The 13114-nt window shown below is 39.9% G+C and carries 5 protein-coding genes; 3 read left to right on the top strand and 2 right to left on the bottom strand.

The window, feature by feature from the left end; all coding sequences use genetic code 11:
- The first annotated feature begins 35 nt into the window (after positions 1–35).
- The 3 genes from KK060_RS08270 to ppk1 all read left to right on the top strand — a co-directional run bounded on the left by KK060_RS08270 (position 36) and on the right by ppk1 (position 5323).
- Positions 36–401 carry a CoA-binding protein gene (locus tag KK060_RS08270; RefSeq protein WP_254153240.1) on the top strand — a complete coding sequence of 122 codons (366 nt, stop codon included), beginning with the start codon at positions 36–38 and terminating at the stop codon, positions 399–401.
- Positions 402–1206: 805 nt separating this feature from the next.
- Positions 1207–3162 (top strand): DNA topoisomerase (ATP-hydrolyzing) subunit B, encoded by a 1956-nt coding sequence (gyrB, locus tag KK060_RS08265; RefSeq protein ID WP_254153239.1) that lies wholly within the window; start codon positions 1207–1209, stop codon positions 3160–3162.
- Between the two features lie 34 nt (positions 3163–3196).
- Positions 3197–5323: a polyphosphate kinase 1 gene (gene ppk1 / locus KK060_RS08260; RefSeq protein WP_254153238.1), complete on the top strand. Its 2127-nt coding sequence runs from the start codon at positions 3197–3199 to the stop codon at positions 5321–5323.
- Between the two features lie 23 nt (positions 5324–5346).
- On the opposite strand, the gene KK060_RS08255 is transcribed toward ppk1, so the two are convergent.
- Both KK060_RS08255 and KK060_RS08250 read right to left on the bottom strand, forming a co-directional pair.
- Entirely contained in the window at positions 5347–6300 is a 954-nt protein-coding gene (locus KK060_RS08255; protein WP_254153237.1) for a PorP/SprF family type IX secretion system membrane protein, read from the bottom strand.
- Between the two features lie 11 nt (positions 6301–6311).
- Positions 6312–12959, bottom strand: coding sequence for a T9SS type B sorting domain-containing protein (locus KK060_RS08250; protein WP_254153236.1), 6648 nt, complete (start codon positions 12957–12959; stop codon positions 6312–6314).
- Between the last annotated feature and the right edge of the window lie 155 nt (positions 12960–13114).

The following is a 13114-nucleotide window of genomic DNA, read 5'->3' as shown; positions in this document are numbered from 1 at the left end:
AGAAATTGTTTAATAGTTCAAATAACCCAATTCAGGTGAAGAAGACAGTAATAATAGGAGCCACAACAGATCAGTCAAGATACGCTTACCTCGCAGCCCGTATGTTGACGGAGTATAAGCATGAAATAGTGCCTATTGGTATTAAAAAAGGAGAGGTGTTTGGTACTCAGATACTTGATATTTTCCAAAAGCCGAAGGTAGAAAACGTTGATACTGTGACGCTTTACATTGGACCTCAACGGCAGCCGGAGTGGTATGATTATATTCTCCAATTGAAGCCCAAACGGATCATTTTCAACCCAGGAACAGAAAATCCCGAATTTGAAAAGATGGCAGAACAGCAAGGTGTAGAAGCTGTAGAAGGTTGCACGCTTGTGATGCTCAGGAGCAGGCAGTTTTAGCACTTCTGTTTGAAATAAAAGTAGCGTCTCCTGATTCTCACCTGCTAATCTCATTACTGATGGTACGTTGACTTCTGTTATTGGATCTTTTTAATCTTTTCCATTGTATTGCTTTTTGAGCAAAAGTAGGCTGGCATACCGCAATCCATACGCGGTCATAAGGTATTTTTAGTCTTTTTACGAATGCTGCGATTTAGCTTTCCAATATCGGCGCAATAAGCTTCGAAATGTACGATGCGAGCACCATGCCAGCACCCTGCGTACAGTATGTCTGCGAGAAATAGGGGTATTTCTCGCAGGTATGGCGCACACATGGTGCTCGCACGGTGCTGGCAGAATGAATTCCCAATCTATTCCCATTGATATCTTAGCTGTGCTGAGCCGCAGATTTGATAGGAAACCTGACAATCAAGCCCGGAACAAAGGCATTAATGGCCTCAGGTGGGACAATAAGGTGATTCTAAGAACATTCGTCACAATTTGTCTCACAGCAGAAAATACATACACATTCCAACTGATAAAGCATCTATGTGATTTACAGGCGTTTCAGCACCGTTACCCGCTGATATTTGCTAAATAGGAAGCTGATCTGAAAATAGCGTAAGGAAAGGGAAATGACAGATAAATTAACTGCTGTTTTTGTTGAACAATCGGCCAGGAAAAGAAGAAAATGAAAGCTTCTTCTCGAGGTTTCAATCCCCTGTCTTTGGCCTGTTTCAGGAGCTAAAAATAGTTAATTATTTTCCTGAGAAAGTTCTCTCGTAGAAGGCAAAAAGGTTATTTTTGACGGTTTGAAACTCCAAAAATGAGCGAAGTAAAAGGTAAGACTCCTACAGAATATTCAGCAAGTAATATCCAGGTTTTAGAAGGTTTAGAAGCGGTCCGCAAACGTCCGGCCATGTACATTGGCGATGTTGGCATTAAGGGCTTGCACCATTTGATCTGGGAGGTGGTAGATAATTCAATAGATGAGGCACTTGCCGGCTATTGTGACACCATTTACGTTACTGTACACGAAGATAATTCTATCTCCGTTCTCGATAACGGCCGTGGTATTCCTACCGACATGCACGAAAAAGAGAAAAGGTCAGCTCTTGAAGTTGTACTTACAGTGTTGCATGCTGGCGGTAAATTTGATAAGAATACCTATAAAGTTTCAGGGGGGTTACATGGTGTAGGTGTTTCCTGCGTTAATGCATTATCAGAAACTCTAAAGGCTACCGTTTACCGGGATGGAAAGATTTTCGAGCAGGAATATGAAAGAGGAAACCCGCTTTATCCCGTTAGGATAATCGGCGAATCTGAACAGAGGGGAACCTCCATTTATTTTAAGCCAGATAAACAGATATTTACAATATCAGAATACAACTACGAGACCATCGCTTCCCGTCTTCGTGAGTTGGCATTTTTAAATCCAGGTATTACCATTTACCTTGAAGATACCCGTGAGAAGGATGAAAAAGGAGAGACTCGCAAAGACAAGTTTCTTTCAGAAGGAGGTTTACGCGAGTTTGTAGATTATATTGACTCTACCCGTGAGAAGCTGATTCCAGAACCAATTTACATCGAGAACGATAAGGGTGAGATACCTGTCCAGGTCGCATTAAGTTATAATACATCTTTCAGCGAAAATTTGGTGTCGTATGTAAACAACATCAATACACATGAGGGAGGTACGCACGTAGCAGGTTTTAGGCGTGCCCTTACCCGCACGTTAAAGAACTATGCTGAAAAGTCTGGTTTGTTAGAAAAGGTAAAGATAGACATCAGTGGTGACGATTTTCGCGAAGGATTAACTGCAGTTATTTCTGTAAAGGTTGCTGAACCTCAATTTGAAGGTCAGACAAAAACAAAGCTTGGTAACTCAGATGCAATGGGTGCCGTAGATCAGGCCGTAGGAGAAGTTCTTCAATATTTCCTTGAGGAACATCCGCGTGAAGCTAAAACCATAGTAAATAAGGTAATTCTTGCAGCTCAGGCGCGCCATGCTGCGCGTAAGGCGCGTGAGATGGTGCAACGAAAAAATGTATTGTCAGGAACGGGATTACCAGGTAAGCTTGCAGACTGCTCAAGTACTGACCCAAGTATATCTGAATTGTATCTTGTTGAGGGAGACTCTGCAGGCGGATCAGCAAAACAAGGTAGAGATAGAATGTTCCAGGCAATTCTTCCGCTTCGGGGTAAGATTCTTAATGTTGAAAAAGCACAGGAACATAAGATTTACGAAAACGAAGAAATCAAGAATATCATTACCGCCCTCGGCGTAAGCTTTGGAACGGTTGATGATGACAAGGCCCTTAATCTGGCTAAGCTTCGTTATCATAAAATCGTGATTATGACCGATGCGGATGTTGACGGTAGTCATATCAGAACGCTTATTCTTACTTTCTTTTTCAGGTATATGAAAGAGCTTATTGAGAACGGCTATGTATACATTGCCTTGCCTCCGCTTTATCTTGTTAAAAAAGGTAAAGAAGAGCGCTACTGCTGGACTGAGGAGGAGCGTGACGCTTTCGTGAAGGAATTAGGAGGAGGTAAGGATGATTCCGTAAACGTACAACGCTATAAAGGTTTAGGAGAAATGAACCCTGAACAGCTATGGTCTACTACCATGGATCCAGCCAGACGATCTCTTAAACAGGTAAGTATAGAGTCGGCCGCAGAAGCAGATCACCTTTTTTCAATGCTAATGGGCGATGAAGTTGCTCCGCGCCGGGATTTTATCGAAAAGAATGCTAAATATGCACGAATAGATGTTTAAGTAAACTCTGTTCGTAAAACAATTAAGACCGCATATGAATGAGGCAGTTCTGTCATTGGAAAAGATCTTTCAGCAGATTAATGAGAGCAATTATATTAGTCGTGATCTAAGCTGGCTTCAGTTTAATTATCGTGTTTTAGATCAGGCAAAACATATTGATCGGAGCATTTTTGATAGATTGAAATTTCTGGCTATTACAGCCTCTAACCTTGATGAATTTTGTACCATAAGATTAGGTAGTTTGTATAACTATATAGATTATGGGAAGGAACGGTTTGATTATAACGGTCTAAGGGAAGAGCCATTCAGGCGTTTGCTGCTTTCTGAGATGCAGCGTTTTTGTAAAGACATCAACGATTATTATGTAGGTAAATTAAAACCGCTTTTTAGGGAAAACGGTTTTAGCATTGCTAGTTACGACGACCTTTCTGTCGAGAATGTTAAAAGAGTGAATGAGTATTTTAACTCAATCATTTTCCCAATGCTTACCCCTATGGTGTTTGATAATTATCACACCTTTCCTGTGTTGATGAATAACAGGTTGTTGTTTGGCGTGGTAACAAAAAACCCAGGCGATAATCACAATCAACTCAAGGTATCATTTATTCAGGTGCCGCATAATTTGCCTCGGTTCTATGAAGTACAGGGAGAAGATTGTATTCAATTCGTTCCTGTTGAAGATATCATCAGCCAAAACATTCAAAGTCTTTTTAGAAATGTAACGATAGCAAGCGTTAATCTGTTTCGTGTAAATCGTAATGGAGATTTTACGCTCGAGGAAAGTGAAGATATAGAATCCAATTTTCTTGAAGATTTAAAAAGAAAATTGAAAACAAGAAGAAGCGGGAGGGTTGTCAGATTAGAAGTAGAGGAAAACCCCGACCCGTGGATGATGCGTTTGTTGAAGATTCAATGGGATCTTGACGACCACAATATCTTTTACATTTCGAAAGAAAGTCTTGTTGATTTTACAGGATTACAACAGATTGTTCAGCATAAGGAATTTAAAGCAAAACGATCGCATCCGCGGGAACCAATCAAGCCTTTAAACTTTCCGGAGCATGGTTCTTTAGACCTGTTTGAGGTGTTGAAGAATAGAGATATTCTTTTGCATCATCCTTATAATTCTATGGAACCAGTACTGGAACTACTGGAAAAAGCAGCGGATGATCCTTATGTCCTATCTATCAAAATCACAATCTATCGCGTTGCAAAAGAGTCTCGTGTTACAGCAGCATTGTTAAAAGCTGCTGAAAATGGTAAACACGTCTCGGTTTTATTTGAGGTAAAAGCGCGATTTGATGAAGAGAACAATTTAAGAGAAGCACAAAGATTACAGAAGGCGGGTTGCTTTGTAATATATGGCGTAAGTAGTTTGAAGACGCATACCAAACTTCTCCTTATTGTACGCAAAGAAGAAGACGATAAAGTATATAGGTATGTACACCTTTCTAGTGGTAACTACAATGAGGCTACCTCCAGGCTTTATGTGGATATAGGACTTCTTACAAGTAGGGAAAATTATGCAAATGATGTTTCGGAATTCTTTAATGTAATTACCGGCCATTCGCAGCCATCTACCTATCGTAACCTGATCACTTCACCACGCGATATGCGTATTCAGCTTTGTAACCTCGTGCAACGGGAAGCTGAAAACGCAAGAAATGGTTTGCCTTCTGGCATTGTTATAAAACTTAATTCTTTACAGGATAAAGATTTCATTGATGAGCTTTACGCCGCCTCTCAGGCTGGTGTGCCTATCAAATTAATAGTGAGAGGAATGTGTTGTCTTCGCCCCGGAAGAAAGGGGTTAAGTGAAAATATTCAGGTATACTCGATAGTAGGGGAGTATCTTGAGCATTCAAGGATCTATTACTTCCATAACGCAGGAAACCCTAAGGTTTATATCGGAAGTGCTGACGCCATGGTGCGGAGTTTTGATCGCAGAGTTGAATCGTTATTCCTTCTTGAAGAGGATATTTTAAGAAGACAAGCGATCAATAATTTGCGATACAACCTTAAGGATAACGTGAACTCTTATATTATGAGAGAGGATGGTTCGTATGTGATCAGGGAACTAAACGGAGAGCTACCTTTCAATATACACAAGGAGTTTTATAACATTACAAAAGAAATTGTAATGGAGGCCTCTTTATTCTAAGAGGCCCCAATAATTAGCACAACTTATCGGTAATTGTAATATTGAGGACATTCTGGATTACCATGAATCGGCCGAATGATTGTTCTGAAATTAATCATGAATTCATGTGTGCCATTTGAAAAACCGTTGATGTTTGAAGTTGTCAAATCATAAGAGTAACCAAAGTGTATCCGATCATTGATTTTAAGATCAATGAAGGTGATAAAAGAGTCGCCCAAACGGTAAGACCAACCTATACTAAATACATCATAAAATATAAAAGCATTATTCAGGTCGAAAGTAAGAGGCTGTCCTTCCTGTGTACGAAGCATAACAGAAGGATTGATCTTAACTTTGTTCATGCGATCCAGAGGTAAAATGGCACCACCGCGAAGGAAATAATAACGCGCTTCCCTGATTCCCCCTGCTAATTCCTCAACAGATTTTATAACCTGGTTATTCAGAATGAAGGGTACAGAGAAACCAAGGAAGTAATTTTTTGTACTATAGAAGAGCCCGGCGCCGAAGTTCGGCTTTACTTCGTTAATAAGATTACTGAACGATGCATCTATGCCATCTGGGTTTTGCAAACTTAACTTACTATAATCGGCACCAAGCAAATTGAACCCTGCCTGGAGCCCCATAGATAAGGTTGCATTTTTGAAATGCAGTTTATAAGCATAGTTACCGTATATATGCTCGTTTTTATAACTGCCTATTTCATCGTGATTTAACATAAGACCAACACCAATCTTGTTCTTCATCAAAGAAGTGTGGGTAGTGAGGTGATACGTTTTAGGAGCGCCAGGGAAATTAACCCATTGATTCCGGTACATAGCCGTGGTACTAAATTGAACGTGACTACCTGCATATGCAGGGTTAATCACAAGTTCATTAAAGTAGTACTGGCTAAAAACCGGGTATTGTTGAGCAATGCCCGGAATCAGAATTGTTGATAATAGTAACGTAGTTAAAAAAATTCGTTTTAACGATAGCATTAGTCTGTGCTTTAATTTACAACTTCAAGGTATCCTGCCACTGGTTTAGAACCATCTCTCTTATCAATCACGTAGAAGTAAGTACCATCAGGCAAGTTGTTACCCATCAGGCTTACACCTTTGTTAGATCTACCGTCGAAATAAGTATCTGCGTTATTATAACCCTCCGCTTCGTATACCAATGTACCTGCGCGGTTATATATCTTAACATGGTTACGCGGGAAGTTTTCAATACAGTTGATGAAGAAAATGTCATTGTAACCGTCACCATTTCTGGAAACACCGTTGAAGGCATGAACTTCAGTTCCGATTTCCATTTGTTTTTGGGTATAGCAGTTAAGTGATGATGTTACAGTAACTATATACTTACCTGGTAAGGCGTTTTCAATATTTGTTTCTGTAAAGAATTCTCCTGATTCTAAATGCTCCCATTCAATTTTTGATACTTCAACATCACTCAACAAGATCATAGTAGCTTGTCCATTAGGCTGTCCATTTTTTCGGTTAGGATCAGCACATGTTGCATTAACTACAGCGAAATCAAAGTCAGGGAATCTAGGCTGGAACAAAAGCTGTTCATTGATTAATGGTGAACGGCAACCAGTTTCGTCGTCAGTAGCTATAACAGAGTAGAAACCTGTAATAAGATTTGTGTAAGTGTCTCCTACAAAATCTGCTGCGGTTTTTTCACTCTGGCCATTGTACCAATTGAAAGTATAGCCTGCTATTTCACCGTTGACAGTAGCGGCAAGTGCTCCGTTATTTCCGGCACTATTTTGTACACTACAGTTTGTAACCTGCGAAAGGATTTCAATAACTGGTACTGGTACAGGTATAGGTTGATTAGTGATTTGTATTTGCGCGGTTCCTGTACATCCTGTAAAGAGGTTAGTGGCTTGAACAGTATATACGGTGCTTGATAAGTTACCAAACTCTACTCCGGTGAAGGCCGGATGAGGTGTTATGGATGAACCTTCGTACCAATCAAAATTGTAGAGTGAGTTGTCTTCATTTTCTACAAAAGCTGATGCTATTCCATTAAACGGATTGGTACAATTAGTAACAGGATCTACTTCAGTAGCAATGACATGCGGATACATACGAAGATCTCTGATATCATCAACAGGAATCAGATCTGTAACGCAATCTGTTGGATTTTCATTGTCTATGACGCGTACGAATATTCCCTCCGTTCTACCTAGGCCGTTGATAACGCTTATTGTATCTTTATCAACCACATGTTTTCCATTAGTAATGTCGTGGTAGGTCCATAAAAATTTGTAGTCGGCTGGTGCATAGGTATCTATTACCGAAGCCTGTATTCTTCCATTATGCGGAGTACAGTAGATAAGATCCATCTTGGAAGTTATGACAGGAATTGGGTTGATTAACTTCTCCATAAGAAATGTATCTCTAACTATACATTGGTTGACTTTGTTTTTCACTTCAATTGCATACGTATATCCATGTGTTAGCCCGGTAATCCTCTTAGTTGTGTCTGCTGGTACAATGTGGGGGTCAAGGCTTGTCCATCGGTAAAAGTAATCATCCGGATTCAGCGAAGAACCTAACGCGCGAACTTCCAGAAATCCAGCTATTGGATTAACGCAATATTCATCTTTTTTGAAATCTACAAGGTCAACAAAAACGGTATTCTTTGTTTTGTCTAGTACCTCTACTGATTTTTCAGTGTAGCATTCAGTTACAGCATCTGTAACTTTAACGTAATGAAATCCTGTATCAAGATTAACTACATTGTACGTAGTGGTTGATGCCAGGTCAGACCACTGGAAGTTATAATCAGCTGGGAAAGTTGGCGCCCCGTAAGTGTTTGATGCGCCTTTTTCTGTCTCTTCAATTTCAATCACCTCTGCTGTGGCATCTGTGGCAGGGGTGAATCCATCAGCGCTGCAATTCAGTACATCTGTAGGGGTAGCTTTAACAGAGATCATTTTTTCATTAGAGATTACTGTGGCGTCAATAGAAGTCATGCACGATGTAATCTTGTTTTTAACTTCTATGGTATAAAGGCCGTCCCTTACAACATTAGTCTGGTTTTGGTTAGTTAGCGCTGGAATTGCAGCACTGTTAGAGAACCATTCAAAATCATAGTCTGATGTAGACAATAATGATTTTGTTACAGGATCAATAATTCTTACAGTACCATTACCATCCGTTTTAACAATGTTACAATAAGAATCATCAAAAGTTTCTTTTGCAACAGCAGGGTACGTCACATGATCATCTATTGTGGCTGGTGCTTCTGTCGGACAAGAAATTGCGCGGTCAAATGCCACAATTGTATAATTCCCAATGCCATAAGGTTGTGTGGTATTGAACGTGTATGTAGTCGCAGTATTTGTTATTACGTGATTTTCAACAAAACCCGCCGGAGGAGGTGAACTTGGAGGGTTAGCAGGATAATCGCCTTTATAAATGTAAATATCATAATTACTCGCATTTATTGCATTGTCTTTAACGACTAAATCAATTTTGAATGAGCCATTTGTGCCAGGTTGATTTAACAGATCACACGCGGTAACAGGTGTAGGTGTTACTACTACTTCAGGAGCATCTATATACCTCAGCGAATGGGAAAGAACTTCCGTACAACCAGTAGCCGGATTTTTAACAACTAACGTATATGTACCTACCAGTAGGGATTTAATATGGGAAATCATATCTGGTCCTATATCGTTCCTTAAACTATCTGTTATAAATTGTGTGATACGTTTACTAACCTTTGAAGTATCGGTACCATGAAACCACTTTGTTGAATAATCAGATGGCTGATAGCTATTGTCTGTAGGTAAGAATTTGAAAGTAATGCTTCCCTTATCTGTACAGGTACTTGGTGGTACAGAGGATTCAAATGCGAGATTTATAGGAGGAACTAAGTTAAGAACCTCTGCATTGACAATATTGGTTTCGCAACTTAACGCTGTATGTTTAGCATATACTGTATAGAAGCGCGGTTCGGCGTTCTCCAAAATGTTGTCTGTATTTGCAGGGAAATCGACAGAAGGCTTTTTGCTTTGCCCTTTATACCAGAAGAAGTTGTATTTGCTTTGGTCAGGGTCAGCTACTCCGTCAACAAGAACAGTAGCAGTTACCTGACCGTCGGAAGTACAAAGCGTTTTATCTACTGTATTTAAAACAACTGTGTAGTCGGCAATATCTGTAATGATTTCAATATTCTGGTCTACAACCGTAAAGCAATTTGTGATTTCGTCTATTACTTTTACACTGTATATACCGGAAGTTAGATTCGATGCAGTACTCGTATTTACATGTGTCTCAGTTTTAAATGGAGTGCCGGCAGTGTTTTGTCCTTTAAACCATTGTATTGTAAAATTAGCAGATCCCGCAACTGACGCTGTAGCAGATCCTGTGTGTTTGGTTATATCTGTAGCACATGAAATCTGAGGAGATATTCCCGAGATAGTCACTACAGGAGGTGTTGTTTGCTTAATTTCCTTTACTACTGGTAGGGAGACGCACAACGATGTGTTGTCATAAGCGATAACTGAATATTTTCCTCCTGGCAAGTTATCATATTTAACAGCTTCAATTTCTCCTGGAGGAAGTAAATCGTAATATTTATATGTACTCGGACTAAACCATGTAGTAGCATCGCCTTTATACCAGATATAAGATATGTTAGTTGTTACGTTAGTAACAAAGGCTTCTCCTTTTGGAGTTGCGGAACAATCACTATCCTTAACATCAGCTGTAACCGTTGGACTTGCTGGCGCTATTAATACTTTATTGGCGGTTCCAGTACAGCCAGTAACTACGTCAGTTACCCTAACAGCGTAAGAATCACCTGAAAGACCACTAATAGAAGAGCCTGTACCAATTGGTGTACCAGTGTCAACAAATAAACCTCTTACCCAATTGTAAGTATAATTTGTAGAACCTCCAGTTACAGATACTCCTAATTCTCCGTTTGCTGTTTTACATGAAGTTGGATTCTTTAAATCGGTATCTTTAATTTCAACAGTAGGTGGATCAACGGGGTCGTCGTTGATCTCTATTTTCAATTCTTCAGAGCCGCATCCGAACGTATTATGCCGCGCATACACAGTGTATGTGCCCTTAGCCAGGCCGGTATAAATAGACCCTGTTTTATCACTTGGATTATTTGAATAGTTGGGCGGGCTATTTACAAAATCACCATTAGACCAGATAAAGGTGAAGTTTTGGGTGACGTTGTTATTATTCGCGTCTATGATATAAGCTTTTGCCTGTCCATCAGCAAAAGGATCGGCACTTCCGTCATTACATACAATGTTATCTTTTATCAAGTCTACGCCTAAGTCTGCAGGAGTTGGCGTAACAGACATACTGAAGATATTATCAGCATAATTACATTCTAGGAAGTTTGTATTCGGAAATAGAATTGGTAACGTAGTTCCACCGTTGTTAACTCCGTCATTATTGATGGCAACATAAAGTGTAAAATTAGAACCGTTACCGGTAATTATTTCATTTTTAAGTTCTACGCTGTCTCCTGGTGCGACATTTATAAACTCCAAGTCTACCTGCTTCAGTTTAACCGCTGTCATGGCTGGAGACTGAGGATCTCCTCTATAGAAACTGATAGGTACGCTTCCGGTTAACGGTACATCTCCTGTATTGTAAATTGTAAGCGACACTGAAAAATCTCTTTCAGGGCAGGTAGGAGGAACAATGGTAAGATTAACAGGTTGATTCGCACCTTTAGAAAGAGAAAGGTTGGGGGCCGCAAACGAAGGACATCCCTGTGAATTTTGAAAAGGAGCCTGATTTAAAAAAGAGTTTAAAGGCCTGCTGTCTCTTCCGTAAAGGCAAACAACATTACGTGCAAATACCTTATGGTGAAGTTGTTGATTAGTAGGTATGGTTAAATCATCATTAACGTTTACAACAAAATAACCATGTTGATTCCATACTTTACGTGCTGGTACCCAAGGCTCATTTGCAGATTTAAATACTCTTACCCGGGCACCACTATACAAATCCAAAGATGCTCCTGCGCTGGTTTCATTCGTCGCACAGGTTACGCATATTTCAGTAGAACCATCTCCATCCAAATCTGCAACTATTGGATATTCCCTGTATGTTCGTGATTTACATGTAAGATAACTAGATGATACTGTGGAGTTTTGTGTATAATCTGGTACGCCATTTACTTCTGGGAATCGGGAAGTGAAAATATAAAGTCTATTCTCATCTCGATATACAATTTCAGATGTGCCATCAGCATTAAAATCAAACAGGGTACAACCTGTAACACCAGAAGTTTCTTCAGCAACCAATTCACGCCAGACTTGCTCTAGTGAAGAGGTACCCTCTTTCAATGCATATAGATACTTACCTGAAACGTATACAAGATTTAATTTACCATCACCATCAATATCGGCAATGTTTACTCTACCGGCTCCTCTACCCCAACCATTAGGATATGCCTCGTCATCCATAAATGTTTTTAATGCCCCTTGATTAACAGCTGCCGGAGCAGCATTATTTTTATGAACACTCCAGAAAAAAATAGTGGTGTTAATATCATTTCCTTGATCAGACCCTACTGCAATCACATCTAGGTAACCATCTAAATCAAAATCGGCAACACTTGTACTATTGTCACTGGTAGATCCTGTACGTGTAAAATACTCAGAACGTTCACGTACTTTTGTTACTGTAGCAGTGGGTGTTGTTCCACTTCTGTTAATAGCAATGGAATAGATGCGACAGCCTGCTATAAGTTCGAGGCCTTGACAATCTGAACATTCACTATCACTTAAAATATCTGCAGCGGTAGAACCAGAACTTTCTTTTCTCCAATTCGTTCCTAAGTGATCGTTTCCTTTGCCCATCTCCACACCAGTGTGCGCATCAAATATTCGATCACGTCCGTACAATTCTACTTTTCCATCACCGTCGAAATCAGCAAGACCAATATTTCCTGGATCAGCGGGAACAGAAATGGGAGCGGTCCAAAATTTATCGATGGATTGGGTCGTTTTATTATAAGTATAAGCCATTAAAGCCCATGCCGTTGTACCACTTCTGGTTCCGCTAACTACAAAGATCTCAGCGTCTCCATCTCTGTCAACATCAGCAATCGCAAAATCACCTTCGTGCTGTAAATAAACGCCATCACCTTTCGTTAGCCTGGTTGCTTTAGTGATTGTTTCTGTGCCGCCATTGGTTGGACTCGAAAGAATGCTTAGCCTGGATACAAAGTCGTTAGCTCCCTCGCTGTCTTTGTTCCTATAGATTGAAACTATTTCAGGAACACCATCCCCATCAACATCACCGACTAATAGTTTACCAGAGTGTTGAGTTACACCTGTAGGGCTATGAAAATCTTCTGTTAAAGCGAACTCAGGAAAGGTGCTTGGTTTGGCTTCACATTGAAGATCTTTACCAATAAAAAAGCCATTACATGCTGCATCTATAGAGCACTCTTTATCGTAACAATCGATAAATCCATCACCATCATTGTCTATTCCATCGTTACATACTTCACACACTTTGCCAGGACAATCCCTACAATCCACCAAGCCATCACCATCATTGTCGAGGTTGTCATTACAATTTGATTCACCATTCTGCGCGTGGGCGAAAGCCACTATGGCACCTAAAAAGACCCACAGTAGTAACAATTTTTTCATGATTCTCAATTTTCGATCTTAAGCGGCAATATCCGATATAATTTTCTATTCTTTAAATAGTTGGAAAGAGTCTCGGGTAACCGTAAACGTAAGTTTTATACTAAAATCCCCTAATATTATACGGTATGTAATCGTTTTCTAATTTTTGCTTTGCA

The organism is Chryseosolibacter indicum (genome assembly GCF_018598585.1).
GTDB lineage: Bacteria > Bacteroidota > Bacteroidia > Cytophagales > Cyclobacteriaceae > Chryseosolibacter > Chryseosolibacter indicus.
Note: the sequence above shows the minus strand (reverse complement) of the source record. Positions and strands in the feature narration are given on the sequence as shown.